21 protein-coding genes and 1 pseudogene are annotated in these 26,722 nt (G+C 75.5%); 7 read left to right on the forward strand and 15 right to left on the reverse strand.

Going from position 1 to position 26,722, the window contains the following annotated elements; genetic code table 11:
* Positions 1–259: 259 nt before the first annotated feature.
* The 3 genes from BS72_RS26450 to BS72_RS26460 all read right to left on the reverse strand — a co-directional run bounded on the left by BS72_RS26450 (position 260) and on the right by BS72_RS26460 (position 3,262).
* A complete protein-coding gene (locus tag BS72_RS26450) occupies positions 260–1,504 on the reverse strand; it encodes an HRDC domain-containing protein (protein ID WP_037914186.1) in 1,245 nt (414 codons plus the stop codon).
* Positions 1,505–1,606: 102 nt separating this feature from the next.
* Positions 1,607–2,272, reverse strand: coding sequence for a response regulator transcription factor (locus BS72_RS26455; protein WP_037914188.1), 666 nt, complete (start codon positions 2,270–2,272; stop codon positions 1,607–1,609).
* Between the two features lie 363 nt (positions 2,273–2,635).
* Positions 2,636–3,262, reverse strand: coding sequence for a DUF3000 domain-containing protein (locus BS72_RS26460; RefSeq protein ID WP_037914189.1), 627 nt, complete (start codon positions 3,260–3,262; stop codon positions 2,636–2,638).
* Positions 3,263–3,474: 212 nt separating this feature from the next.
* Between BS72_RS26460 and hemE the strand changes: the two genes are divergently transcribed.
* The 3 genes from hemE to hemQ all read left to right on the forward strand — a co-directional run bounded on the left by hemE (position 3,475) and on the right by hemQ (position 6,917).
* Positions 3,475–4,533, forward strand: a complete 1,059-nt coding sequence (gene hemE, locus BS72_RS26465; protein WP_078901653.1) for a uroporphyrinogen decarboxylase — start codon at positions 3,475–3,477, stop codon at positions 4,531–4,533.
* A gap of 64 nt (positions 4,534–4,597) precedes the next feature.
* On the forward strand, positions 4,598–6,049 hold the full coding sequence (gene hemG / locus BS72_RS26470; RefSeq protein ID WP_037914191.1) for a protoporphyrinogen oxidase: 1,452 nt from the start codon (positions 4,598–4,600) through the stop codon (positions 6,047–6,049).
* 94 nt (positions 6,050–6,143) lie between these two features.
* Positions 6,144–6,917, forward strand: coding sequence for a hydrogen peroxide-dependent heme synthase (gene hemQ / locus BS72_RS26475; protein WP_037914193.1), 774 nt, complete (start codon positions 6,144–6,146; stop codon positions 6,915–6,917).
* A 149-nt stretch (positions 6,918–7,066) separates the two neighbouring features.
* Here hemQ and BS72_RS26480 read toward each other — a convergent pair whose 3' ends face one another.
* The 7 genes and pseudogenes from BS72_RS26480 to BS72_RS26510 all read right to left on the reverse strand — a co-directional run bounded on the left by BS72_RS26480 (position 7,067) and on the right by BS72_RS26510 (position 12,768).
* Complete coding sequence (locus BS72_RS26480; RefSeq protein ID WP_037914196.1) at positions 7,067–7,474, reverse strand: winged helix-turn-helix transcriptional regulator; 408 nt, start codon at positions 7,472–7,474, stop codon at positions 7,067–7,069.
* A 170-nt stretch (positions 7,475–7,644) separates the two neighbouring features.
* Entirely contained in the window at positions 7,645–8,352 is a 708-nt protein-coding gene (locus BS72_RS26485) for a peptidyl-tRNA hydrolase (protein ID WP_037914199.1), read from the reverse strand.
* Between the two features lie 137 nt (positions 8,353–8,489).
* Positions 8,490–8,912, reverse strand: coding sequence for a peptide-methionine (R)-S-oxide reductase MsrB (gene msrB / locus BS72_RS26490; RefSeq protein ID WP_037914201.1), 423 nt, complete (start codon positions 8,910–8,912; stop codon positions 8,490–8,492).
* Between the two features lie 48 nt (positions 8,913–8,960).
* The gene (gene murC / locus BS72_RS26495) at positions 8,961–10,406 is read right to left on the reverse strand and encodes a UDP-N-acetylmuramate--L-alanine ligase (RefSeq protein ID WP_051951733.1); all 1,446 of its coding nucleotides are present in this window, start codon (positions 10,404–10,406) and stop codon (positions 8,961–8,963) included.
* A 265-nt stretch (positions 10,407–10,671) separates the two neighbouring features.
* Complete coding sequence (locus BS72_RS26500; protein ID WP_037914205.1) at positions 10,672–11,151, reverse strand: indole-3-glycerol-phosphate synthase; 480 nt, start codon at positions 11,149–11,151, stop codon at positions 10,672–10,674.
* 206 nt (positions 11,152–11,357) lie between these two features.
* Positions 11,358–12,190 (reverse strand): annotated as a pseudogene (locus tag BS72_RS26505) (pyrimidine reductase family protein).
* Between the two features lie 134 nt (positions 12,191–12,324).
* Positions 12,325–12,768, reverse strand: coding sequence for a GNAT family N-acetyltransferase (locus tag BS72_RS26510; protein WP_051951734.1), 444 nt, complete (start codon positions 12,766–12,768; stop codon positions 12,325–12,327).
* Positions 12,769–13,221: 453 nt separating this feature from the next.
* On the opposite strand from BS72_RS26510, the gene zapE reads away from it, so the two are divergent.
* From zapE to BS72_RS26525, 3 genes are all read left to right on the forward strand, one after another.
* Positions 13,222–14,298: a cell division protein ZapE gene (gene zapE, locus BS72_RS26515; RefSeq protein ID WP_037914207.1), complete on the forward strand. Its 1,077-nt coding sequence runs from the start codon at positions 13,222–13,224 to the stop codon at positions 14,296–14,298.
* A gap of 481 nt (positions 14,299–14,779) precedes the next feature.
* Positions 14,780–17,398: a beta-glucosidase family protein gene (locus tag BS72_RS26520; protein WP_232792541.1), complete on the forward strand. Its 2,619-nt coding sequence runs from the start codon at positions 14,780–14,782 to the stop codon at positions 17,396–17,398.
* 193 nt (positions 17,399–17,591) lie between these two features.
* A complete protein-coding gene (locus tag BS72_RS26525; protein WP_037914211.1) occupies positions 17,592–18,812 on the forward strand; it encodes an ROK family transcriptional regulator in 1,221 nt (406 codons plus the stop codon).
* A 13-nt stretch (positions 18,813–18,825) separates the two neighbouring features.
* On the opposite strand, the gene BS72_RS26530 is transcribed toward BS72_RS26525, so the two are convergent.
* From BS72_RS26530 to BS72_RS26545, 4 genes are all read right to left on the reverse strand, one after another.
* On the reverse strand, positions 18,826–19,008 hold the full coding sequence (locus BS72_RS26530; RefSeq protein WP_037914214.1) for a hypothetical protein: 183 nt from the start codon (positions 19,006–19,008) through the stop codon (positions 18,826–18,828).
* A complete protein-coding gene (treZ, locus tag BS72_RS26535; RefSeq protein ID WP_107498895.1) occupies positions 19,005–20,822 on the reverse strand; it encodes a malto-oligosyltrehalose trehalohydrolase in 1,818 nt (605 codons plus the stop codon). Before treZ ends, BS72_RS26530 begins: the two co-directional genes overlap by 4 nt.
* Positions 20,823–21,147: 325 nt before the next feature.
* A complete protein-coding gene (locus BS72_RS26540; RefSeq protein WP_078901655.1) occupies positions 21,148–22,473 on the reverse strand; it encodes an MFS transporter in 1,326 nt (441 codons plus the stop codon).
* 117 nt (positions 22,474–22,590) lie between these two features.
* Positions 22,591–23,514, reverse strand: a complete 924-nt coding sequence (locus tag BS72_RS26545) for a zinc-binding dehydrogenase (protein WP_037914217.1) — start codon at positions 23,512–23,514, stop codon at positions 22,591–22,593.
* Between the two features lie 300 nt (positions 23,515–23,814).
* Between BS72_RS26545 and BS72_RS26550 the strand changes: the two genes are divergently transcribed.
* Positions 23,815–24,774, forward strand: coding sequence for a LysR family transcriptional regulator (locus BS72_RS26550; RefSeq protein ID WP_037914219.1), 960 nt, complete (start codon positions 23,815–23,817; stop codon positions 24,772–24,774).
* A gap of 132 nt (positions 24,775–24,906) precedes the next feature.
* Here the strand turns inward: BS72_RS26550 and BS72_RS26555 are convergent, their stop codons facing one another.
* On the reverse strand, positions 24,907–26,148 hold the full coding sequence (locus BS72_RS26555; RefSeq protein ID WP_063836143.1) for an RICIN domain-containing protein: 1,242 nt from the start codon (positions 26,146–26,148) through the stop codon (positions 24,907–24,909).
* Positions 26,149–26,722: the final 574 nt, after the last annotated feature.

Consider the following 26,722-nt stretch of genomic DNA (forward strand, 5'->3'; position numbering starts at 1 on the left):
ATTGAGTCCGCTCGCCTCCGGGCTCCCCCCAGGGCGCTAACCAGGGGTTCACCACGGGCTTCCCGGTACCCGGAGCCTGCGGCCGGCGTGTTGCCCGCCATGCTACTCGCGGGTAACCCATATGCGCACGGGTACCCGGTGAAGCGGTGCACGTCACATTCCGCGTCGCGTTCGGGGGCGTCGAGCGGCGCACCCCGATGGCCGCGCGGTATCGCCCGGCCGGGTGTTACCCGAGGTTACTCGCTCGGGTCACCAGAGGTTACTCCTCGGTCGGCTGGGTGAGGAGGGCGCGGGTGAGCAGGGGAGTGGTGAGCTTGACCTGCCAGGGGCGGGCACCCAGGCAGGTCAGCTCGGCGGACACCGCCTCGGGCGACGGCTCGGCCGGGGGAGCCCAGCACAGCCGGCGCACGGTGTCGGGGGAGAGCAGGTTCTCCTGCGGCAGGTTCAGCTCCTCGGCCAGCGCCGACACCGCGGCGCGGGCCGCGCTGAGCCGGGCCGCGGCCTGCGGGTCCTTCTCCGCCCAGGCCCGCGGCGGCGGGGGACCGGTGAACGGGCCGGTCGGCTGCGGCAGCTCCCGCTCCGGCAGCGCGCGGGCCCGGTCCACGGCGGCCTGCCACACCTCCAGCTGCCGGCGGCCCATCCGATGGCCGAACCCCGGCAGCGCGGCCAGCGCGTGCGCGTTCGACGGCAGCTCCAGGGCCGCGGCCACGATCGCCGCGTCGGTGAGCACCCGCCCCGGCGAGACGTCCCGCTCCCGGGCGGCCTGGTCCCGGGTCTGCCACAGCTCCCGGACGACGGCGATCTGCCGGCGCCGGCGCACCTTGTGCATCCCCGACGTCCGCCGCCACGGGTCCACCCGCGGCGCCGCCGGGGGAGCGGCCGCGATGGCCGCGAACTCCTCCAGCGCCCACTCCAGCTTGCCCTGGCCGCGCAGCTCCTCCTCCAGCGCGTCGCGCAGGTCCACCAGCAGCTCCACGTCGAGCGCGGCGTACCGCAGCCACGGCTCGGGCAGCGGGCGGGTGGACCAGTCGACGGCCGAGTGCCCCTTCTCCAGGACGTAGCCGAGCACGTTCTCCACCATCGCGCCCAGGCCGACCCGGGCGAAGCCGGCCAGCCGCCCGGCCAGCTCGGTGTCGAAGAGGGAGGTCGGCCGCATGCCGAGTTCGAGCAGGCAGGGCAGGTCCTGCGTGGCGGCGTGCAGCACCCATTCGGTCCCGGAGAGCGCGGAGCCGAGCGCGGCGAGGTCGGGGCAGCCGACGGGGTCGATCATGGCGGTCCCGGCGCCGGCGCGGCGCAGCTGGACCAGGTAGGCGCGCTGCCCGTAGCGGTAGCCGGAGGCGCGCTCGGCGTCCACGGCGACCGGGCCGGTGCCGGAGGCGAAGGCGTCCACCACCTCGGCGAGGGCCTTCGACGTCGCCGTCACCGGCGGGATGCCCTCGCGTGGTTCGAGCAGGGGGACCGGCGCCGGGCGTACGGGGGTTGCGGTCTCTTTGGCGTCGGTCACCTGTCAAGGGTAGCCGTGCGGCGCCGATCCGGTGGATCGGCGCCGCTGCGCCGTACGGAGGCCGGGCCCCGCCGGGCCTTGAGGCGCGGTGCGGTCAGCGGGTCAGTGGATGATCCCGGTGCGCAGCGCCACCGCCACCATGCCGGCCCGGTCCCCGGTGCCCAGCTTGCGGGCGATCCGGGCCAGGTGCGACTTCACGGTGAGCGCGGACAGGCCCATGCTCACGCCGATCGCCTTGTTCGACTGGCCCTCCGCGACCAGCCGCAGCACCTCCACCTCGCGCCCGGACAGCTCCCGGTAGCCGCCGTTGTGGCCGGGCACGCCGGGCGGGCGGCGCTGGAGGCGGGCGGCGGTGGCGCCGAGCGGGGCGAGCCCGGGGCGCCCGGCCAGCGCGCCGGCGGTGTTGCGGGTCCCGGTCACGACGTAGCCCTTGACGCCGCCGGCCAGCGCGTTGCGCACCGCGCCGATGTCGTCGGCGGCCGACAGGGCCAGGCCGTTGGGCCAGCCGGCCGCGCGGGTCTCGGCGAGCAGGGTCAGCCCGGAACCGTCGGGCAGGTGGACGTCGGCGACGCAGATGTCGCGGGGGTTGCCGACACGCGGGCGGGCCTCGGCGATGGAGGAAGCCTCGATCACGTCCCGGACTCCGAGCGCCCACAGATGCCGCGTGACTGTGGAGCGGACCCGCGGGTCGGCGACGACGACCATGGCCGTCGGCTTGTTCGGTCGGTAGGCGACCAGACTCGTGGGCTGCTCGAGAAGGACGGACACCGGGCCTCCTGTGGCAAAGGGGACTGAAACGGTCACAGTCCTTTTCGGCAGCATCCCGGTCCGGCTTTAGCGGAAGATCACGATTTGTTGTGAGGTAATTTCAGGTCATTCCCGGCGAATCGGACGGCCGATCGAACGCAAGCGGTCGAAACCCCGCACAAGACCCCGAATTCGCTCACACTCGAACGTTCGGGATCACCCTCACGGCGGTACGCTGCCGCACACTTGCGACGGTAGGGCGGCTCCGGTGCGTTCGTGCGCGGCCTGCTCGCGTCCCCGCGTCCTCGCGCCTCACATGCTCGCGTGCTCGCGGGGCGGCCAGGGCCGCTGAGGCCCCGGCGCGGTCCGACGGCCCGCGCCGCCTCAGGTGTGGCGCTTCGGCAGCGGCACCACGCCGCCGGCCGCGCGCACCGGCCCGTCGGCGCCCTCCACCGGCGGCAGGCCGGCGCACGCGCACAACAGGTCGCAGAACGCCGCCAGGTGGGCGGCGGCGTCCGGCCCGGCGCCGCCGGGCAGCTCCTGCGGCGTCCACGAGGCGCGGATCTCGATCTGCGTGTCGTCGCGGCGGTCGGCGAGCCCCCCGAAGTAGTGCGAGGACGCCCGCGAGACCGTCCCGCCGGCCGCGTGGTACGCCGCGCCCCAGGAGGCCAGCGCTCCGGTCAGCCACGACCAGCTGACCTCGGGCAGCAGCGGGTCGGCCGCCATCTCCGGCTCCAGCTCCGCACGCGTCAGGGTCACCACCCGGAACTCGCCCTGCCACGCCTCCTGTCCGTCCGGCTCGTGCAGCAGCACCAGCCGCCCGTCGGCGAGCTCCTCGCCGCCCGACAGCACGGTGGCCTCCACCGCGTACGCGTACGCCGCCAGCCGCCGCGGCGCCGTGACCTCCTCGATCCGCACCTCGGCGCGTACGCGCGCGGCCCGCAGGCCGTCCACCGCCCGCCGGAAGGAGAAGGGGGCCTCGTCCGCCGAGTGCCCGTGAACCGCAGCCATGCCCGGAAGAGTAGGCGGCCCGGGTGTCCAACGTCGGCACCAACACCCGCTTCTTGACGCCGTGCCTCCACCGCCGGGGGAGCACGCGGTGAGTGGGAACGGGCGGGCGGGCGTGGTGGACTGGCTGGCGACGGGTCCCAGGCGGCTCCCGGGCGAAACCCCCGGGGGGCCGGAGGCGAAGCGCGGGCAACGGAGCGTGAAAGGATGGGCAGGTGAGTGCGCAATCGCAGAACGCAGTTTTCGTGCAGGACTCCCCCTTCCTCCGGGCATGCCGAGGGGAGGCCGTGCCCTACACGCCCGTGTGGTTCATGCGTCAGGCCGGGCGGTCGCTGCCCGAGTACCTGAAGGTGCGTGAGGGCATCCCGATGCTGGAGTCGTGCACGCGGCCGGAGCTGGTCGCGGAGATCACGATGCAGCCGGTGCGGCGGCACGGCGTGGACGCCGCGATCTTCTTCAGCGACATCGTCGTGCCGTTGAAGGCCATCGGGCTGGACCTGGACATCAAGCCGGGCGTCGGCCCGGTGGTCGCCGACCCGATCCGGACCCGGGCGGACCTGGCGCGGCTGCGGGACCTGGAGCCCGAGGACGTCCGCTACATCACCGAGGCGGTCGGGCTGCTGGTCGGGCAGCTGGGAGCGGTTCCGCTGATCGGCTTCGCCGGGGCGCCGTTCACACTGGCCAGCTACCTGGTCGAGGGCGGCCCGTCGCGCAACCACGAGCACACCAAGGCCATGATGTACGGCGACCCCGAGCTGTGGCGGGACCTGATGGACCGGCTGGCCGACATCTCCTCGGCGTTCCTGAAGGTGCAGATCGAGGCCGGCGCGAGCGCGGTGCAGCTCTTCGACTCCTGGGCGGGCGCCCTCGCGCCGGCCGACTACCGGCGGCACGTGCTGCCCGCCTCGGCCAAGGTGTTCGACGAGGTCGCCTCCTACGGGGTGCCGCGCATCCACTTCGGCGTCGGCACCGGCGAGCTGCTCGGCCTGATGGGCGAGGCCGGCGCGGACGTCGTCGGCGTGGACTGGCGGGTGCCGCTGGACGAGGCGGCGCGGCGGGTCGGCCCCGGTAAGGCGCTCCAGGGCAACCTGGACCCGGCCGTGCTCTTCGCGCCCACCAGCGCCGTCGAGGACAAGGCGCGGCAGGTGCTCGACACGGCGCGGACCGCCGGCCGCGGGCACGTGTTCAACCTCGGCCACGGTGTGCCGCCCAACACCGACCCGGACGCGCTGACCCGGCTGGTGGACTTCGTCCACCGGGAGTCGGAGCGCTGATGCCCGCCGCCGGGGCCGCCGCCCCTCCTCGGGGCCCGGCCGGGCGGTCTGCGACAGTGGGCCCATGAGCACGACGCGGGACAGCCGGGACGAGGGCGGCACGGCCGCCGCCGGGCACGTGGTGGTGGTCGGCGGCGGCATCGCGGGACTCAGCGCCGCCTACGACCTCGCCCGGGCCGGGGTGGGGGTGACGCTCCTCGAAGCGTCGACGCGGGTCGGCGGCAAGCTGCGCACCGGCGAGGTCGGCGGCGTCCCCGTCGACCTGGGCGCCGAGTCGCTGCTCGCCCGCCGCCCGGAGGCGGTCGGGCTGGCCCGCGAGGTCGGCCTCGGCGACGACCTGGAACCGCCGGCCGTGCTCGGCGCCACCCTGTGGACCCGCGGCCGGCTGCGGCCGATGCCCAAGGGCCACGTCATGGGCGTGCCCGGCGACCTGGAGTCGGTGGCGGCCTCCGAGGTGCTCTCGGCGGCCGGCCTGGCCCGGCTGCCGCTGGACCTCGAACTGCCCCGCACCGAGGTCGGCGAGGACACCGCGGTGGGCGGGTTCGTCGCCGCCCGGCTCGGCAACGAGGTGGTCGACCGGCTGGTGGAGCCGCTGCTCGGCGGGGTGTACGCCGGAGACGCCTACAAGCTGTCGCTGCGCGCGGCCGTCCCGCAGCTGTACTCCGCCGCCCGGGAGGGCCGCTCGCTGATCGAGGCGGCCCGCGCGATCCAGGCCGCGGCCGCGGCCCGCGGTGCCACCGGGCCGGTCTTCAACGGTGTGCGCGGCGGCGTCGGACGGCTCCCGCAGGCCGTCGCCGACGCCTGCCGGGCCGCCGGCGCGGTCATCGAGACCGGCACGCCCGTCCGCGGCCTGCGCCGGACCGGCCGGACCGGCTGGACGGTGCTCCTGGACGGCCGCGAACTGGCCGCCGACGCCGTCGTACTGGCCGCCCCGGCGCCCGCCGCCGCCCGCCTGCTGGCCGACGAGTCACCGGCCGCGGCGGCCGAGCTCGGCGCCGTCGAGTACGCCGGCATGGCACTGGTCACCATGGCGTTCCGCCGCGCCGACCTGGCCGGCCTGCCGCACAGCAGCGGCTTCCTGGTGCCGCCGGTGGACGGCCGCACCATCAAGGCGTCGACCTTCTCCAGCCACAAGTGGGGCTGGCAGGAGCGCGCCGGGCAGGACACCTTCGTGCTGCGCACCTCCGTCGGCCGGCACGGCGACACCGCCGACCTGGAACGGGACGACGCCGACCTGGTGCGGCTCTCCCGGGCGGACCTGGCCGACGCGGTGGGGCTGCGCGCGGTGCCGGTCGACTCCCGGGTGACGCGCTGGCAGGGCGGGCTGCCGCAGTATGCCGTCGGCCACCTGGACCGGGTGCGGCGGGTCCGGGAGGCCGCCGCGAAGCTGCCCGGCCTCGCGCTGTGCGGCGCCCTCTACGACGGGGTCGGGGTGCCGGCCTGTATCGGCGGCGGCCGGCAGGCCGCCCGCGACGTACTGGCCGCCCTCACACCGGACCGCACACCGGACACGTGACCCCGGGACACCTGACCCCGGACCGCACCCAGGACACCGACATCGACACCGGCCCCGGTACCGGCCGCCGGAGTGGACACGGGAGAATAGCCGCATGACCGACTCGAACGACCCGAACGCCGAACGCGCCCTCGACGCCGCCGCCGCGGAGGCGGCCGCGGCGCACGCCAAGGCCCCCAACGCCGGCAAGAAGGCCAAGGACCTCAACGACGTCATCCGCTACACGCTCTGGTCGGTCTTCCGGCTCAAGGACGTGCTGCCGGCCGACCGCACCGGGTACGCCGAGGAGGTGGAGGAGCTCTTCGCGCAGCTCGCCGCGAAGGACGTCACCGTCCGCGGCACCTACGACGTGTCCGGGCTGCGCGCCGACGCCGATCTGATGATCTGGTGGCACGCGGAGACCTCCGACGCCCTCCAGGACGCCTACAACCTCTTCCGCCGCACCCGGCTGGGCCGCGCCCTGGCCCCCGTGTGGTCGAACATGGCGCTGCACCGGCCCGCGGAGTTCAACAAGTCGCACATCCCGGCGTTCCTGGCCGACGAGGAGGCGCGCGCGTACGTCAGCGTCTACCCGTTCGTCCGCTCGTACGACTGGTACCTGCTGCCGGACGAGGACCGCCGCCGGATGCTCGCCGACCACGGGAAGATGGCCCGCGGCTTCCCGGACGTGCGGGCCAACACCGTGGCGTCCTTCTCGCTGGGCGACTACGAGTGGATTCTGGCCTTCGAGGCGGACGAGCTGTACCGGATCGTGGACCTGATGCGGCACCTGCGGGCCTCCGAGGCGCGCCGACACGTCCGCGAGGAGGTGCCCTTCTACACCGGGCGCCGCCGCCCGGTCGCCGAGCTGGTCGCCGGCCTGGCCTGAGGCGGCGTCCCCCGGCCCGCGCCGCCGAGCCGGGCCGGAACGGTCCCCCGGGGGCCGGCGTACGCGTACGCCGGCCCCCGCGCCGTTTGCACGGCGGCGCGGGGCCGGCGTGGACGAGGCGGGCGGTCAGGGGGCGGTCCGCCGGTTGGTCAGCCGGCGGCGGCTTGCTCGTCGTAGGCGGCGCGGGCGTCGAGGACCTGCTCGATGTGGCGCTCGGACCACTCCTTCACCGCCGCGAGGACCACCAGCAGATCCCGTCCGATCGCGGTCAGCTCGTAGTCCACCCGGACCGGCACCTCGGCGATGACCGTCCGGGTCACCAGGCCGTCCCGCTCCAGCGAGCGCAGGGTCTGGGTGAGCATCTTCTGGCTGATGCCCGCGACGGTCCGGGCCAGCTCCCCGTAGCGCATCGGGCCGTCGGCGAGCGCGACGACGAGGAGCGTCGCCCACTTGTCGCCGAGCCGCTCCAGCAGGTGGCGGGACGGGCAGGCCGCCATGAAGGCGTCGTAGGCGACCCGTGCCTCGGCGCGGCGCTGGGCGGCGGTACGGGTGGGCATGCGCTCTCCTGCGGGTGGCGGACGCACTGTGCGGGTGCCTGCTTACTTCTAGAGAGTAGCGCTCTCCGGGTGCGCCCTCCGAGCCCCGCCCGGCTCCCGCAGCACGGCTCCGGGATCGCGGCCGCACCGCTCCGGGCCCGCCACGGGGCGGGCGCCGCGCACCGCCGGGCTCAGCCGACCGTGCGGCGCAGCGCCGGGTGGTCGGCGACCACCGTGCAGGAGCCGGGCGCGATCTCGGTGAAGCCCGCGTCGCGCACCACCGGCAGGCCCGAGGCGGTGAGCGCCGGCCAGTCGGCGCGGGCGGCGGTGCGTACGGCCAGCGGGAAACCCGCCTCCTGCCAGGACGCGCGCTCCTCGGCGTCCAGCTCCCACCACGCGAGCTGGGCGCCGTGCCCGGCCTGCGCCATCGCCTTGCCCGCCGACATCGCCACCTCGGGGCTCATCCACAGCACGGGCACGCCCGGACCGGCCGGGGCGGGCGGCTCCGGGTCGTCCAGCTCGGTGCCGGAGACCTGGAGCTTGGCCAGGTCCTTGGGCCAGCCGTCCAGCGGCACCGGCGGGAAGACGCGCACCTCCGCCGCCTCGCCGGCGACGGTGATCCCCGGCAGCGTCTCGGTCCGGCGCCACTCCGCGCCCCGGGCCCGCCGTACGACCTTGCGGATGCGGGCGTCCTGCCAGTCCCGGACCGCCTGGGCCCACGCGCCGTCCTCCGCGGTGGACCGCTCGTCGGTGAGCAGGGTGAGCACGGCGCGGGCAGCGGTCTCCAGGGCGTCGGTGCGCTGCGGCGGGTCGGCCCGCTCGATCCGGACGACGAGCGGCAGGACGAACTGCGGTGCGGCGTCTCGGTCGGCGGGCTCGTGCTGGAACGGGCTGGTCATCCGATCAGTGTGCCACCGCCCCCGGACAGCTCCGACCACCGGTCCGGGGCGGCTCCGGCCCGGCAGCCCCGGGACAGCCCGCGGGCTGTCCCGAGGCGGCCCGGGACAGCCCGGCCGGACCGCGGCCCCGCGGCGGCTCAGCCCTCCGTCGGGGTGAGCCGCAGGGAGATCGAGTTGATGCAGTACCGCTGGTCGGTGGGGGTCGGGTAGCCCTCGCCGGCGAAGACGTGGCCCAGGTGGGAGCCGCAGTTCGCGCAGCGCACCTCGGTCCGCACCATGCCCATCGACCGGTCCTCGATCAGCTCGACCGCGTCCGAGTCGGACGGGTCGTAGAAGGACGGCCAGCCGCAGTGCGACTCGAACTTCGTACCGGAGCGGAAGAGCTCGGCGCCGCACGCGCGGCACGAGTAGACGCCCTCCTGCTTGGTGTCGGTGTACTCACCGGTGTACGGGCGCTCGGTGCCGGCCTCCCGCAGGACGGCGTACTCCTGCGGGGACAGCGCGGCGCGCCACTCCTCCTCGGTCCTGTCGACCGGGTACTTCCTCACGTCCTGCGACATACCTGCCTCCTCGTGACGCCTGGGGCCGCCAGACCGTCATCGGTGTGGTCACTCGCCCAGCCGGGCGAGGATCAGCGGACCGAGGTCGGTCACGTCACCGGCGCCCATAGTGAGAACGAGATCACCCGGCTTCGCCATTCCTGCCAGCAGCCCCGGAACGGCCGAGGCGTCGTGCTCGGCGGCGGTGTCCGCGCCCGCGGTCCGCGCCGCGTCCACGACGATGGCGCTGGTGATCCCCGGCTCGGGGTCCTCGCGGGCCGGGTAGATGTCCAGCACCAGCGAGGCGTCGGCCAGCGCCAGCGCCGCGCCCATCTCGGCGCCCAGCTCCCGTGTGCGGCTGAACAGGTGCGGCTGGAAGACCACCAGCACCCGCCCGTCGCCGGCCGCGTCCCGGATGGCCTCCAGGTCGGCGGCCATCTCCGTCGGGTGGTGCGCGTAGGAGTCGATCACCCGCACCCCCGCGGCCTCGCCCTTGGTCTGCAGCCGCCGCCGCACCCCGGTGTAGCCGCCCAGCGCCTTCGCCAGGTCCTCGGCCGGCACCCCCGCGGCGGCGCCGGCGGCCAGCGCGGCCACGGCGTTGTAGGCGTAGTGCCGGCCGGGCACCGACACGGTGAAGGCCAGCGCGCGGCCGTCCAGCACCACCTCGACCTCGCTGGTCAGGCCGCGCGGGGTGATCCGGGTGATCCGCACGTCGGCGTCCTCGGCCTCGCCGAAGGTGGTGACCGTCAGGCCGTCCATGCCCCGCACCCGCGAGGTCAGCTCCACAGCGCCGGACTGGTCCGCCGAGACCACGAGGGTGCCGCCGGGCCGCACCCGGTCCGCGAACGCCGTGAAGGACTCGTGGACCTCCTCCAGCGAGGCGTAGTTGGCGTGGTGGTCCAGCTCGACGTTGAGGACGATCGCCACCTCGGGGGAGTAGGCGAGGAAGCTGCGGTCGCTCTCGTCCGCCTCGGCGACGAAGAGCTCCCCGGTGCCGTGGTGGGCGTTGGAGCCGGGCGCGTCGAGGTCGCCGCCGATCGCGTACGAGGGCCCGAGGCCGAGGCCGGTCAGCGCGACCGCCAGCATCGACGTCGTGGTGGTCTTGCCATGGGTACCGGCCACCGCGATGGCCCGGGTGCCGTCCATCAGCGAGGCCAGCGCGTCACTGCGGTGCACCACCGGCAGGCCGCGCTCACGGGCGGCGGCCAGTTCCGGGTTCTCCTCCCGGATGGCGCTGGAGACCACCACGGCGGTGGCGTCCGGGGCCAGGTGGCCGGCGGCGTGCCCGATGTGCACCGTCGCGCCGAGTGCCCGCAGCGCCCGCGCGGTCTCGGAGTCCCGGGAGTCGCTGCCGGCCACGGCGGCGCCGCGCTGGGCGAGGATCTTGGCGATCCCGGACATGCCGGCGCCGCCGATGCCGATGAAGTGCGGCCGGTCCAGGCCGGCCGGCACGGACGGGCCGGTCGGGCCGCCGGAGGCGGCGGCCGGGCCGGAGGAGGGGGCGGTCGTGCTCATGCGCGGGTCTCCAGGGGTCCAGGGGGGCGGTCACTGCGGCCGGGCACCGATTCTCGCATCCCGGATTCTCCCGCCCCGTCCTCGCACCAGGATTCTCCCACCCCGCCGGGAGCGGCCCGAACGTGCCCGGGAGCCGCCGAGGGCGCCGGTACGGCCGGTGCCCGAGGGTGGCCCCCGGGCGCGCCCGGCGGGAAGGCGGCGAGGCGGCGAAGGGGTGGAGACGGGGGAGTGGGCCGGGCCGTGGAGCCGGGTGTGGGCCGGGCGGTCAGGACGACTCGGACTCGTGCTGCGCGAAGAGCTTCAGCACGGGCACGCCGACCTTGTGCCGGGCGCGGGAGGTCCAGTCGCGGTGGAAGAACTCCTCGACGAAGTGCGGGGCGGTGAGCACGACCACCTCGTCGGCCTTGTGCTCCGCCACCACCTCCGTCAACCGGTCCAGCGGGTTGTGCTCCACCACCTCGCCGACGGCGTCCGCGCCGTTGGCCTTCAGGGCCGCCAGCGAGTGGACGAGGGAGCGCTCCGCGGAGTCCTCCGCGTCCTTGCCCTCGGGGACCTCGTGCTCGCGGGTGGCGTCCTCGATGTAGCCGAGGGCCACGTCGTCCACGGCCCGCAGCAGGCGGTCCTGGTCGCCGCGCGGCTGCATGAGGACGACGAAGGAGACGTGCTCCTCGCCGTGGAGGGTGGTGACGAGTTCCACGTCCGCCGAGGCGAGCGGCTTCTCGATCATGAGTACGGTCGTGAACACGAAACGCGTCCCTCTCTGTCGTGGACCAGGCCCCGGTCTTCACGGGGCGCCGCCCCTAGTGTTCCCGCGCGGAGCGAAGCGGAACGGTACGATCCGCGTTTTTGCGGCGGTGTGTCCCCCCGGGAGAGTGCCCCGCGCCGTCCGGGACACGCCCGTACCGCCCCGGCGGCTCCCCACGGGTCCCGGCCCGGCGGTCCGCGCCGGGCTCAGCCGTCCGCGTCCGCGCCGGGCTCCCGCACGTAGCGGGTGAACAGGAAGCCGTCCTCCTCCAGCACCGACACCGGGCGGAAGCGGGCCGGACCGGGGACCGGCTCCCCGCGCATGATCCTGGAGGCGTCGCCTCCGGCGGCGAACGGCGCGAGGGTCAGGCACAGCTCGTCGACCACTCCGGCCGCCGCGAACTGGGCGAGCAGCCGCGGGCCGCCCTCGTGCAGCAGCCTCAGATGGCCGAGCGCGGCCAGCTCCCGCACCACCCGGACCGGGTCGACCCCCTCGCCCTCGCCCGCGACCACCACCCGCGCCCCGCCCGCTCGGCCGCCGCGCGGCGCTCGGCCGGCGCGCCGGCGCCGGTCAGCACCAGGGTGGGCACCACGGGTCCGGTGAACAGCGGCGAGGCCAGGTCGAGGTCCAGGCTGCGGCTCACCACGGCGATGGCCGGGGCCGGGGCCTGCCCGTCGGCGGCCCGCCGCGCCGCGAACGCGGCGCGCGCCTTCGCGGGACGGTACCCCTCCTGGCGGGCGGTCTCGGCGCCCACCACCACGACGTCCGCCAGCGCCCGCAGCACGCCGAAGACCCGCATGTCGGCGGGGGAGGACAGCGGGGCGGAACGGCCCTCGTAGTGGGCGGCCCCGTCCAGTGAGCCGACCATGTTCGCCCGCAGGTACGACCCCGCCTCCCGCGGCGGGTACGGATACGCCGCCGCGAGCGCCCCAAGCGCCCCCGGCCCCTCCTCCCCCTCCACCGGAACGGCTCCCACCTGCGACGCGGCTCCGGCGTGCGAGGCGGCGGGTTCGGGAACGGGCGGCAGGAGTCGGCGCATGGCCGCATCCTCGCACCCGCCGCCGAGGACCGCCCCCGGCGGCCCGGGAGGAGAGGCGCTGCGCGTGGGCCGGGACGCCGGTCGGTCTGGACGAAGCACCGCGACCGGGGCCGACCGTACGGAGCGCCGACGCCTTAGAGGGTGGAGCGGTAGAACACCTTCCCGGTGTGCGGCTCGGTGCCCAGTGCCGCGTAGAACGCGAGGGCGGCCGGGTTGTCCCTGTCCGCGGTCCATTCGACGCGGGAGTAGCCCAGCCCGGTGGCCACGGCACGCAACTCGGCCATGAGCGCGCCGGCGACGCCTCGGCGACGGGCGTCCTCGCGTACGAACAGTTCCTTGAGGTACAGCGACGTGTCGGCGCCGGCCGCCGGCCAGAGCAGGGAGTACGAGGCGAGTCCGAGCACCCTGTCCCCGTCCCGCGCGAGGAGGACGTCGGCGGCCGGGCGGTTCGAGCCGAGCAGCCTCCGTACCTGTTCCAGGTCGGCCGGTTCGGGGCTGCCTCCGTAGTAGTGCTCGATCTCCCCGAGGATCACGGAGATCTCCTCCGCGTCGGCCTGCGTCGCCGCCGTGATCTGCATGGGACAGCTCCTCCTCCGGTCGGGGGCAGCGCCAGTACCTCGCACAGCGCCCGAACCTCGACCGCTGTCCGGGCTTCCGGCACCCTAGTGCCGTGACTGGCAGGGTGTGCCCCGCTCGCCGCCCTGGCACGGCCGTCCGCCGCGTTGCCGTACCGGCCGAGCAGGCCCACTACGAGGCCGGTTCGGCGCCTTGCGGCCGACCGCACCAGGACACCTCGCCACCGGGCGAACCGTGCCGCTCGCGGCACTAGTCCGCGCGCTGCCGGTGTGCCGGACAGGTCTGACCGGCCGAAGTGGTGACCGGCGCGCAGGGGAGGCATGCGGGCGGCCCGGGGCGTCCGGACCGCCCGTGCCCGTCGGGCCGCCCCACCGCCCCGTACGGTCGCGTGCCCTCACCGGCGTCGGGGCGGCGTGGCGTGGAGTGGTGGCCAGAGGCGGGTACCCTGGGTAGCCGTGTCACGTGATGCCGCCGCCGCAGCCATATCCGTGCCGGCCTCGCTGAGCACGCGCAATCCCCACGTCGCGGTCGAGAGGCTGCTCGCCGAACTCGTCCCGCCGCCGCGGTTCGACGCCGTGCGCTTCGACACCTACGTGCCGGACTCCGCGCAGCCCAGCCAGGCCGCCGCCGTGCGCACCCTGGAGGGGTTCGCGACCGGGCTGGGCGGGGGTGAGGAGCAGGGGCGGCGGCGCTGGTTCCGGGCGAAGCCGGAGCGGCCGGCCGGGCCGGCCGGGGTGTACCTCGACGGCGGCTACGGCGTCGGCAAGACGCATCTGCTCGCCTCCCTGTGGCACGCCACCGACGCCCCGGCCGAGCGCAAGGCGTTCGGTACGTTCGTCGAGCTGACCAACCTCGTCGGCGCCCTCGGGTTCCGGCCCGCCGTGGAGGCGCTCAGCCGGCACCGCCTGGTCTGCATCGACGAGTTCGAGCTGGACGACCCGGGTGACACGGTGCTCGTCTCCACCCTGCTGGCGCGGCTGTCCGACGCCGGGGTGCGGCTGGCGGCCACCTCCAACACGCTGCCGGGCAAGCTGGGGGAGGGCCGGTTCGCCGCCGCGGACTTCCTGCGGGAGATCCAGGGGCTGTCCGCCCGCTTCACCGCCGTGCGGATCGACGGTGAGGACTACCGCCACCGCGGCCTGCCGGAGGCGCCCGAGCCGTACACCGACGCGCAGGTCACCGAGGTGGCCGGGCGTACCCCCGGGGCGTCCCTGGACGACTTCCCCCGGCTCGCCGAGCACCTGGCGACGGTCCACCCCAGCCGCTACGGCGCGCTGTGCGACGGCCTCCAGGCGGTCTTCCTGCGCGGCGTCGGCCAGGTCTCCGACCAGGCCACCGCGCTGCGGCTGGTGGTGCTCGCGGACCGGCTCTACGACCGCGAGGTGCCCGTGATGGCCTCGGGTGTGCCCTTCGACCGGCTCTTCCCCGAGGAGATGCTCGCCGGCGGCTACCGCAAGAAGTACTTCCGGGCCATATCGCGGCTGACCGCGCTGGCCCGCGACGCCGCACGGCTGGCCCGGCCGCAGGGCTGAACGGCGCCGCCGGGAACCGGCGACCGCCCCGGCCCCGGTCCGGTCCCGCCCCGTCCCCGCCCCGGTCCCGGGCGGGGGTACGCGCCGTTCGGTCCTGTTCGGGCAGGCGTGAATCCCGGCGGAACCACGGCAGTCGGGAGGCGGCTCCGGCCGGCCGGCACGGACGCGAACCCCGGGCGGTGCGCGCGTCCGGATGTCGGAGGGGCGGATATCCGACGCGCCCCGCGCGTTGGAACAGTGACGGCTCCTCAGCCGGACCACCGTTCTTTTCGTCCTGTCAGGACGAAAAGAAATGTTGGCGACACCGTATTGACCAGCCGTTTCCCGGGTTTGTAGCTTTCACGATGCCCCGGTGAGCGGAAAGGCCGGGGGCTTCGCCCGGGGCTGTACCCGCTCTCCCGCCCTCCCGCTCTCCCGGTTTCACTTGGTGAACGGGGACGGGCGGGCCGTCGCACCACCCGCGCCATGATGAGGAGTCTCGATGACGAGTTCCGCCCTCTCACGCAGAAGAACCACGATGGGCGCGGTGGCCGTCGCCGCCGCCGTCGTGGCCGTCACGGCCGGTTCGGGGACCGTCTCCGCCGCCGCGAGGCCGCCGCAGGTCACCGGCGACGTCCGGGTCGACCGGCTGCTGTCCGAGATGACGCTCGACGAGAAGATCACCATGATCGAGGGCAGCGCCGAGGCCGCCGCCACCAACCAGTACGAGGCCGGCTACATCGCCGGGGTACCGCGGCTGGGCATTCCGTCGCTGCGGCTCAGCGACGGCCCGCCCGGGGTGATCACCGAGCAGGACTCCACCGGCATGACCTCGACGATGGGCGTGGCCGCCACGTTCAGCACCGAGGACGCCAAGGCCAACGGCACCGTGATCGGCCGGGACGCGAGGTCCCTGGGCCAGGACGTGGTGCTGGAGCCGTTCGTCAACATGGACCGCGACACCAGCTCCGGCCGCACCTACAACACCTTCGGCGAGGACCCGCTGCTGACCTCGGCCACCGGTGCCTCCGAGATCACCGGCATCCAGAGTCAGGGCACGATGGCCCAGGTCAAGCACTACATCGCCTACGAGGGCAGCAACAACGTCGACGTCGACTCCCAGACGCTGCACGAGATCTACCTCGCCCCGTTCGACGCCGCGGTCAAGGCCGGGGTCTCCTCAGTGATGTGCTCGTACAACACCGTCAACGGCCCCCAGGCGTGCGGCAACGCGCAGACGCTGACGACGATCCTCCGCGACGAGCTGGGCTTCAAGGGCTTCGTCACCTCCGACTGGGGCGCCAACCACAGCACCGACTCCATCAACTCCGGCCTGGACATGGAGATGCCGGGCAACGGCGGACCGGCCGGGATCTCGATCCCCGCCTACTTCTCCGCCGACGCCGTCAAGGCCGCCATCGCCGCCGGACAGGTCGAGGAGTCGCGCGTCACCCAGGCCGCCGGCCGCGTCCTGTCCGAGATGGACCGCTTCGGCCTCCTCAGCGGCGCCTCCAAGCACGGCGTCACCCCCGAGAACACCGCCGCCGACGAGAAGGCGGTCCTCACGACCGCCCAGGACTCGGCCACCCTGCTCAAGAACGAGGGCTCGGCGCTCCCGCTGGACGGCAAGGACCTCTCCTCGCTGGCCCTGATCGGCCCCGGCGCCGGGCAGACCATCGCCACCAACAGCGGCGGCGAGGCGGCCGGCGGCCTGCTCGGCCAGCAGACCAGCGCCCTGTCCACGCTCAGGAGCGAGACCCGCGGCCGGGCGGACATCGACTACCAGGCCGCCGACGACCTCACCGGCACCCCCGTCCCCGCCACCGCGCTCAGCAGCGACGGCAGCCCCGGCCTGACCCGTACCACCGGCACCGCCACCAGCACCGACCGCACCGTCGACTTCACCACCGCCAGGGGCGACGCCCTGCCGGCCGGTACCGCCGCGAGCTGGTCCGGCACCCTCACCGCGCCGACCACCGGCGCGTACTGGCTGAACATCCAGTCCCTCGGCGCCACCGGCACCCTCGCCGTGGACGGCAGGACCCTCACCACCGTCGGCGGCGGCTTCGGCACCTCGCCCCGCTACGGCGTCGTGCACGCCACCGACGGCAACGCCCCCACCGCGACCACCGACGGCCTGGCCAACGGCCGCACCCAGGTCCAACTGGCCGCCGGCGCCCACACCATCAGCATCAAGGCCGCGCCCGACGTCTCCGGAAAGCCCGTACAGCTCCGGCTGAACTGGGTCACGCCCGAGCAGACCCGGGCCGACCACGACGCGGCCGTCGCCGCCGCGAAGAAGGCGAGGACCGCCGTCGTCTTCGTCTGGGACACCAGCTCCGGCGACCTGTCCAAGGCACTGCCCGACGGCCAGGACCAGCTCGTCGCGGACGTCGCCGCCGTCAACCCGAACACCGTCGTGGTCCTCCAGGCCAACCAGCCCGTCGCGATGCCCTGGGAGAGCAAGGTCAAGGCCGTCCTGGACACCTACTACGGCGGTGACCAGGCGGGTGTCGCCGCGGCCCAGCTGCTCACCGGCGCGATCGACCCCAGCGGCAGGCTGCCCTTCACCTGGCCCAGGGACATCAGCCAGGAAGTCGCCCACGACACCGCCCACCCCGAGCGCACCACCGCCGGCGTCAACGGCACCACCACGTACTCCGAAGGCGTCGACATCGGCTACCGCTACTTCGACGCCACCGGCGAGACCCCGCTCTACCCCTTCGGCTACGGCCTGTCCTACACCGGCTTCCGCTACTCCGCCCTGCGCACCGTCGGCGCCGGGGACGGCGGGCTCGACGTCACCTTCAAGGTCACCAACACCGGCCGCACCGCCGGCACGGAGGTCCCCCAGGTGTACCTCGGCGCTCCCGACCAGGCGCCCGCGGGCGTCCAGTTCGCCCCGAAGGCCCTCGCCGCCTACGGCCGTGTCACCCTCGGCGCCGGGCAGACCAGGACCGTCACGCTCCACGTCGCGCCCCGCCGGCTCCAGTACTGGAGCGACAGCACCCAGTGGACCCTGGCCACCGGCACCCGCTCGGTGACCGTGGGCTCCGACGAACGCGACACGGCCCTGACGCGGACGGTGCGGATCAGCGCCCCCTCGCACGGGCACCGCTGACCGCCGGGGAAGGGGCGCCGCACCCCTTCCCCGCCCGGACGTCCGTCCGTCAGAGTGAGGTGGCCCAGCCCCGGTCAGGGGGCCGGGCCACCTCAGCGCGCCCAGCACTGCCCCAGCACCGCCAGCAGCAACGGCCCGGAGCCGCCCAGCCCCCGCACCGCCCGCCGCCGCCCGACCCACGGAGAACGGGGCCATGACGCAGACCCGAGGCCCGCGCACCACCACCCCCGTGCTCGAACGCGCCGTGCTGGACGCCTTCCGCCACCGCCACGACCCGCTCCGCCGCGTCGACCTCATGGCGCGTACCGGCCTGTCCCGTCCGGTGGTCACCGCCCTGCTCGACAACCTCGTCGCCCAGGGGCTGGTCGCCCCGGTACCGGACGCGGCGCCGTCCGGCCGCGGCCGCCCGTCGCCCGCCTTCCGCCTCACCCGCGCCGCCACCTGCGCCGCTCTCGTCCGGCTCCACCGCGGTCCCACCGCGCTCACCCTCGTCACCGCCGAGGGCCCCACCCCGCGCCGCACCCTCGACCTGCCCTGGGCCGGCCGCTGGGACGAGTGGGCCGACGCGGTGGCCGCCCTGCTCGCCCGCGCCGAGGACGACCACGGGCTGCGCGCCCGGTACGCGGTCGTGGCGACACCCTTCCCGGTCAACACCGCCGGGGACGGCCCGGCCTTCCCGGAACCGCCCAGCACGCCCGGCGCCCACGGACCCGAGTCCCCCTTCGCGCGGACGCTGCGCGCCTGGCGGCGGGAGAACCCCCGCGAGCACCTGGTCCGCGTCCTCGGGCGGCCGGTGCGCCTCGTCAACGACGCCAACCTCGCCGCGCTGGGTGAGGCCCGGTACGGCGCCGCCGCCGGATCGGCCTCCTCACTGCACCTCTCCGTCCGCGAGGGCCTCGGCGCCGGCATCGTCATCAACGGCCGCCTCCACCAGGGGGCCCTGGGCACCGCGGGCGAACTCGCCCACGTCCCCGTCGTCGAGAACGGCCCCTACTGCCGGTGCGGCCGGCGCGGCTGCCTCGCCACGCAGACCCCGGGCCCAGGGCTGGAGGCCGCCTTCACCCGGCTCTACGAACGCCCCCTGGCCAGCGCGGACGCCGACGGCATCCTCCGCGCCCCCGACTCCGCCGCGGCCCGCCTCCTCACCGACCTCGGACGGCTCGTGGCCCGCCCCCTCGCCGGCGTCGTCACCATGCTCAACCCCGAGGTCCTCGTCATCGACCCCGCCCTCCACGCCGGGCACCGGCCGTTCGTGGACGGGCTCAGCACCCACCTGGCCCCCGCCGCCGCGCGCGCCCCGCGCATCGTCCCCGGAGACCTCCCGGACGCGCACGCCTACGGGGCGCTCGCCCTCGGCGACCGGGAGCCCGCGGCGCCGTACCCGGCGACGGCGGGCGGATCGGCGGGCGGGTGACGCGTGCCGTGCCTCAGCCCGAACAGGCCGCGCGCTGGGCCTCCTGCCACTCGCACACCGGGCAGAGCACCACGCCCTTCGCGCTCGCCGGGTACTCCGTCGGCTCCCGGCACAGCACGCACTCCGCGCGCGGCTCGCCCTCCGACGGGTCCGGGGCCGGCCGGCCGGGTGCGGGGTCCGTGGTCTGCTGCGTCATACACCCACCGTAGCGCCGCCGGCCGCCTCCCCGGAGGCCGCGGCGGCCTTCTCGTCCGCACCGCCCTGGACGCGCAGCACCGCCGCGCCGCGCGGTGGCAGCGCGACCGCGGGGCCCGGCAGCACCCGGCAGTCCGACGGGCGGGCCAGCACCACCTCGCAGGGCGCGTCGAGGGGGACGCGGGCGGGTGCGTCGGAGAAGTTGGCCAGGACGCGGAACGGCCCGCGCGCCACCCGCAGCGTGCGCCCGCCCGCGGTGGCCCCCACCGCCTCCAGCCGGGGGTCGCCGAGCGCCGGCTCCGAGCGGCGCAGCGCGATCAACGCCCGGTACCAGTCCAGCAGTTCGCGGTGGACCTGGGCCTCCGGCTCCGCCCAGTCCAGGCACGAACGGTTCCGGGTGGCCGGGTCCTGCGGATCGGGCACCTCCTCCTCGGCCCAGCCGTGCTCGGCGAACTCCCGCCGCCGGCCCCTGGTGATGGCCGCCGCCAGCTCCTGGTCGTCGTGGTCGGTGAAGAACTGCCACGGCGTGGACGCCCCCCACTCCTCGCCCATGAACAGCATCGGCGTGAACGGCGAGGTGAGCACCAGCGCGGCGGCGGCGCCGAGTTGGACGGGCGTCAGGCGGTCGCCGGTGGCGCGGTTGCCGACCTGGTCGTGGGTCTGGGCGTAGCCGAGCAGCCGGTGCCCCGGCACGGTCGCGGTGTCCAGCGGGCGGCCGTGGTGCCGGCCCCGGAACGACGACCAGGCGCCGTCGTGGAAGAAGCCGCGGGTGAGCACCTTCGCCAGCGCGGCCGGGCCGGCGGCGGCGAAGTCGGCGTAGTAGCCCTGCGCCTCCCCGGTGACGGCGGTGTGCAGGGCGTGGTGGAAGTCGTCGTTCCACTGGGCGTGCAGGCCCTGGCCGCCGGCCTCGTGCGGGGTGGTGGTGCGCGGGTCGTTCAGGTCGGACTCGCCGACCAGGAACAGCGGACGGCCCAGCGCCGCCGACAGCGCGTCCACCTCCGTCGACAGCTCCTCCAGGAAGTGCAGCGCCCGGGTGTCCACCAGCGCGTGCACGGCGTCCAGCCGCAGCCCGTCCAGCCGGTAGTCGCGCAGCCAGGCCAGCGCGCTGCCGACGAGGAAGGCGCGGACCTCGTCCGAGCCGGGCGCGTCCAGGTTCACCGCGTCGCCCCACGGGGTGTGGTGGCGGTCGGTGAAGTACGGGCCGAAGCGCGGCAGGTGGTTGCCGGCCGGGCCCAGGTGGTTGTGGACCACGTCCAGCACCACCCCCAGCCCGTGCCGGTGCGCCGCGTCGACGAAGCGCTTCATCCCCGCGGGGCCGCCGTACGGCTCGTGCACCGCCCACAGCGACACCCCCTCGTAGCCCCACCCGTTGGTGCCGGGGAACGGGCACACCGGCATCAGCTCGACGTGCGTGACGCCCAGCCGGGCCAGGTGCGGCAGCCGCTCCACCGCCGCGTCGAAGGTGCCCTCGGGGGTGAACGTGCCCACGTGCAGCTCGTACAGGACGGCCCCCGGCAGCGCCCGCCCGGGCCAGGGGGCGTGCCAGGCGAAGGCCGCGTGGTCCACCACGGCGCTGGGCCCGTCCGGCCCCTCGGGCTGCCGGCGCGAGCGCGGGTCGGGCAGCGGCGGCCCGCCGTCGAGAACGTACGCGTACCGGGTGCCGTGGACGGCGGGAAGGTCGGCGAGCCACCAGCCGGACCGCACCGGGTCGGGGGCCATCAGGTGCGGCTCCCGGGCATCCCCGGCCTCCCCCGTCCCCTTCCCGACGAGGGCCTCCACCTGCCGGGCGCCGGGCGCCCACACCTCGAACAGCACGCGACGGCTCCTGTCCGGCCGGGCGCGCGGCCCGGCCACTCCTCGCGGCCGTGTCCCGGCCGACGGCGTCGTCCCGGTCCGGGTGGTGTCCCGTCCCCGCGCAGATGCATGCCCGGGGACCGGGCGGTTCAGACGAAGTTCACACGTTCCTGCGTCACCGGATAGCCCGCTCTGACGAATTTCCGCGGCATGGGCACGTTCCCCTTGCCAGCGGCCGCCGCGATCTGCTCGGCGACCCGTGTGCCCGGCCCGGAGACGACGGCGCCGCCCGGCAGGCGGGGCCTGCCGGGCGGCGGGGGAGGGGCCCGGCGGGCCCGGGCGGCGGTCAGGCGCGGCGCAGGGCCAGGCCGACGGCGGCGCCGGCGGCGAGGAGGACGCCCGCGTCGGTGAGCAGCGCCGTGTGCAGGGTCGTGGCGGCGAGCACCGCGCTGAGCACCGGGGTGCCCAGGGTGATGCCCACCTGCTGGGTCATCGACGCCAGCCCCGTGGCGAGTCCCTGCTCCTCGTCGGGCAGGCCCGAGGTGGCGGTGACCATGTAGCCGACGATCGCCGAGATGTGGCCGAGCGCGCCCGCCGACGTCGCCGCCAGCAGCAGGACCAGGGCCCCGCCGCCGGCCAGGCCGCCGTTCAGGCCGTCGCCCAGCCAGAACATCGCGGCGGTGGCGACCGCCTGGAGCAGCAGCCCGGCCACCAGCACCCGGCGCGCCTGGAACCGGACGATCAGCCGCGGTGCCGCCAGGCCGCCGCCGAAGGCGGCGACGCCGAGGCCGCAGAAGGCCAGCCCCGTCTGCAGGGGGTTGTAGCCGAGGGTCTGCTGCATGTAGAGGGTGAGCAGGAAGACGAGCGAGCTCTCCATCGAGAAGGTGGCCAGGCCGCCGAGGTTCCCCCACATCACGCTCGGCCGGGTCAGCACCCGCACCGGGGCCAGCGGCGCCGCGGCCCGCAGCTCGATCCGCCAGAACGCCGCCAGCAGCACGGCCGCCCCGGCCAGCCAGGCCAGCGCCGAAGGGTCGCCCCAGCCGCGCTGTCCCGCGCTGGTGACGCCGTAGACGAGGGCGAGCAGGCCGCCGGTGACGGTGGCGGCGCCGGGCAGGTCGAGCCGGGTCCGGGCGCCGCGGCTCTCGGCGACCACCGACGGCGCCGCGAGCAGCACGGCCGCGGCCACGGGCACGTTGACGAGGAACGCCCAGCGCCAGCTCAGCAGGTCGGTGAGGACGCCGCCGAAGATCGCGCCGACGGTGAACCCGGCCGACAGCAGCATCCCGTTGAGGGCCAGCGCCCGGTCCCGCAGCGGCCCCTCGGGCAGCGCCGTGGTCAGCAGCGACAGCGCCGCCGGGGTGGCGAGCGCCGAGGCGAGGCCCTGCGCGGCGCGGGCGGCGAGCATCATCCCCGGCCCCTGGGCGAGACCGCCCGCCAGCGAGCCGACGGCCAGCAGCGCCATGCCCGCCAGCAGCATCCGGCGCCGCCCGGCCAGGTCGGCCAGCCGGCCGAAGAGCAGGGTGAAGCCGGCCGAGGGCAGCATCATCGCCGTCGAGATCCACTGGAGGCCGCCCTGCGAGAAGCCGAGCCCGCGGCCGATGGCCGGCAGCGCAACGTTGAGGACGGAGAAGTCCACGGCGATCATGAACTGCGAGCCGAGCAGCAGTACCATCGCCAGTTGTTGACGAGGCGTCAGGCGAGGGGCGGCGCCGGTCGGCGCGGCGGGGCGGTGGTGGGCGCGGAGGGGCCCCGGCGTCGGCGGCGGCCCGTGTGGTCGTGGTCATGGCGGTCAGGCTCCGATCGTGAGGACGGCGTTGCCGGTGATCCGGCGCTCGCCGAGGTCGTCGAGGGCGCGCGCGGTCTCCCGCCAGTCGGCGAGCCGGCCGACCACCGGGTGCAGCCGGTCCTCGGCCACCAGGCGGACCAGTGCGGCCAGGTCGGCGGCGCAGGAGGCGTCGGTGTGCTCGTAGTGGAAGTGGCGGACCGCCGCCGAGCGGGGGCCGTCGAAGAAGCGGAAGAAGTCGAGGACGGCGGGCTCACGGGATGCCTGGCCGAACCAGATCAGCTCCCCGCGCGGCCGCAGCAGTGCCAGCGCCCCGGCCGTGCTCGCGCCGCCCACGGACTCCATGACGACGTGGAAGGGGCCCTGCGCGTCCGCCAGCCGGTGCACCACCCGGGCGCCGAACTCCGCCAGCCGCGCGCCGCGTTCGGGCGTCGCGGTGACCGCCGTCACCTCGGCCCCGGCCGCCACCGCCAGCTCGGTGACGTAGTGCCCGACACCGCCGGACGCCCCCGTCAGCAGCAGCGAGCGGCCCGAGAGGCAGCCCGCGGTCCGCAGCAGCCGCAGCGCGGTCAGCCCGGCCAGCGGCAGCGCGGCGGCCGTGACGGCGTCGACGCCCTCGGGGAGCACCGCCAGCCGGTCGGTGCCGACCGCCGCGTACTCGGCCCAGCCGCCGTGCGGCGGGTGGGCGACCACCCGCTGACCGGTGCGCGGCCCGCTGCCGTCGGCGGCGCCCTGCACCACCAGCCCGGCGATGTCCTTGCCGGGGCGGAGACCGGGTCGGGGCGCGCCCCTCAGCCGGGACAGCTCCCCCCGGTTGAGGGAGAACGCCTCCACCTTCACCAGCGCCTGGCCGGGCTCCGGCACCGGCTCCTCGGCCTCTCCGGCCACCACCAGTGCCCCGGCCTGCCCGGTGGGCAGCAGTGCCCTCATCGGCCCGCTCCTTCCGTCCGCTCGCGTTGTCCGCTCGCGTTGTCCGTTCCCGCCGGCGGGCGCTGCGCCCTGCCGGCAAGAACCAGGAAAGCCGCAGGTCAGAAGGGGTGTCCAACAGCTCTCTGTCCGGGTCGACAACCGTTGTTTGTCGGCCCCGGCCAGCGCGGCGCGGACCCGGGGACGCCGGGCGGACCGGAGGCGGCGGCCGTAGCCGGCGGGGTGCTCCGGAGGCGGGCGGATAGGCTTCCGTACCGGCCGGGCGCGCCGCCCCGGCCGGTACGGAACGGGGACGGGCGGGCGATGGATCTCGACCTGGCGCAGGTGCGCGCCTTCACGGTGACGGCCGAGCGGCTGCACTTCGGGCAGGCCGCCGCCGAGTTGTTCCTGACCCAGCAGGCGCTGTCCAAGCGGGTGGCGCGGCTGGAGGAGGCGTTGGGCCGAAGACTCTTCGAACGCACAGGCCACGGAGTGGAGTTGACACCCGCCGGTCGCCGTTTCCTGGAGCCGGCACGCGAGTTGGTCAGGGCCGGCGAGGCGGCCGTGGAGGCGGCCCGGCACGAGGACCGGGCGCTGCGGGTCACCGTGTGGGGGCACATGTTCGCGCCGCTGCGGACCTTCCGGGCGGTGATGGCGCGGCGGCCCGAACTCGCCCTGGAGGTCGGCCCGCGCCCCGATTTCACCGCCGCGCTGGCCGCGCTGCGGGCCGGTGAGATCGACTTCGGCCTCGGCCGCGTGCACGGCCGCGACGAGCCCTGGCCGACCGGCGCCACCCGCCGGCTGGTGCGGCTCGAACCGGTGCACGCCGTGCTGAGCGAGGAGCACCCGCTGGCCGGTGCCGCCGTCCTCACCCCGGCCGACCTGCGCACCGGCCGGCTGTGGTTCCCCGCGCCGCGCGAACGGGTCGAGTTCCTGGACGCGTTCACCGAACGCTTCGGCATACCGGCCGACTTCGGCGGCGTGAACCTCGGCCTGGCCCCGTTCCTGGCCCGCCTGCGCGACGACCCGGAGCACTTCTCGCTGCTGTGCGCCGACCCGGACACGCCGCCCGGCCCCGGCCTGCGCGCCGTCCCGGTCGCCGACCCGGTGCCGCTGTACGCGTGGCACGCGGTGTGGCGCGACGGCGAGCACCACCCGGGCCTGTCCGACCTGCTGAGCGCCTTCGCCGACGCGGCCCGCGCGCACGGCTGGCTCGCCTACGACCCGAACCGCCACTGGCTCCCCGAGGCCGACGTCCCCACTCCGGCCCCGCCCGGCTCATGAGCGGAGCCGGCCGGAGGCCGGCGCGGGAGTGCCCCGGCGGCGCGTACGGCGTACGGTCCGCCGGGGCACTCCCGCCTCCTGGCGGGACCCGGTCCGGAGGCCGGCCCCGGGCCGGCCGCGCGGGGCGCGCTGTCAGGACGCGGCGGGCAGGGTCCACTGCTGGTTGGGGTTGCCGGTGCACCCGTACACGATGAGGGCCGTGCCGTTGGCGCTGTTGCTGGCGGGGACGTCGAGGCAGCGGCCGGAAGCCTGGTTGACCAGGGCCTTCGTGGTGGCGTTGTAGGTCCAGAGCTTCGACGTGTCGGTGACCGCGCCGCCCGGGCCCGTTCCGGCGCAGTCGCTCACCAGCACCGCCGAGCCGGAAGCGGTGCCGTTGGCGGCGAGGCAGTAGTCGGAGCGCAGCCGGAGGGTGCCGTCGGCGGCGCGGACCCACGCCTGGCCGACACCCCCGGAGCAGGCGTAGAGGTCGGCGGCGGTTCCGTCGGAGACCCCGCCCAGGGAGTCCAGGCACTTGCCGGCCAGCCCGGTGACGGCTCCGCGCACCGAGTTGCCCGTCGCCAGGTTCTGCACCGTGCCACCGGCGACGCTGTCGGTCCGGGTCATCGCGGCGCAGGCGTTGCCGTTGTTCGAGGTGCCGGAGACCCTGGCGGTGACCGTGCCGCCGTTGCCGGTGGGCAGCCCGAAGCGGGCCGCGCTGAACGGCTGGTCGTAGCAGGTGGCGCGCGGGTCGTTCCACTCGAAGTACTCGGTCCAGTCGACCATGCCGGTGGACGCGATCGCCGTGGCGGGGGTCTTGATGCTGCCCAGGGTGAAGGAGGTGCCGGCGGTGGTGTTCTTGACGGTGGCGCCGAACCAGCCGGAGCCCTGGGCGGCCACGGTGAAGGTGTAGGTGTGGCCGGCCGTCCAGTTGAGGTTCATCCGGCAGCTCTCCCCGGTGCCCTCACCGCCGAAGGCCGCGCAGGAGGTCCCGGCGCTGCCCGCGGTCGCCTGCGTGGCGTCCCAGACGGAGAACAGGAACAGCCGGTTCGAGCCGCCGTCGGACTGCATGCCGACGTACGCGCCGTTGCCCACGTCGAAGCCGAACTGGTGCGCCCAGAAGACCTGCGAGCTGAACCCGGGGTCGGTCAGCACCGTGGTCGACCAGGTGACGTCGGCCAGCGTCGGCGATCCCGTGAAGGCGTAGTTGGTGTACGTGCCGGGCGTCGTGCCGATCGTCGCCGCCTGTGCCGGGTTCACCCCGCCGCCCAGCCCCAGCGCCAGCCCCGCCACGGCGGCGGGGACGGCCAGCCGGCGCAGCCGCCTGGCGAGGGGAGCACGCCGGAGCGCTGTGCGGACCCGTCCGCGAAGGCCGGTTCCCGGGGTGTGCGGAGCCATACGATCCACCTGTTTCCTCTTGTCGGTCACTGGACGCGCGCCGGCACGCCGGTCCGGCCGGGTGTGCGCCGGCGCGGTGCGTCAGAGCGTCGGGACAGCATGGGCCGCCGCCGGACCGCGGGCCGCGGCCTTTCCCGGTTCTGTCCGGCAACCAGCGCTGCCTGTGCCGATCTCGACCCTTCGTGGCGGTCTCCCGGCGGAATCCGTGATCGTTTCGGGCTGCCGCGTCCACCGGGCCGATCGGGTGGGGAGGGCTTCGCGCACCGGCGCCGGGACGGACCGCGCCGCCGACGGCTCACGGCCGATGGCTCACAGCCGACGGCTCACGGCCGTCGCTCACGGCCGTCGCTCACGGCGGCGAAGCGCACCGGCCACGGTGGCGGGCGGGTATCGAGTCGCGAACGATCCGGCTTCCCCGCTTGTGACGGCGCCCGGCCCGGCCGGATCGTCCTACGTGACACGGGCGCGGCCTGAAGGACCGCCCGAGGGGGCGACGGCGGCGGCCGTCCCAAGAGCGGGCCGGACGACCGGGGTGGGGCTGAGATCGTGGCCAGTGGAACGGAAACGCCGAGAC

The organism is Actinacidiphila yeochonensis CN732, from assembly GCF_000745345.1.
Lineage (GTDB): Bacteria > Actinomycetota > Actinomycetes > Streptomycetales > Streptomycetaceae > Actinacidiphila > Actinacidiphila yeochonensis.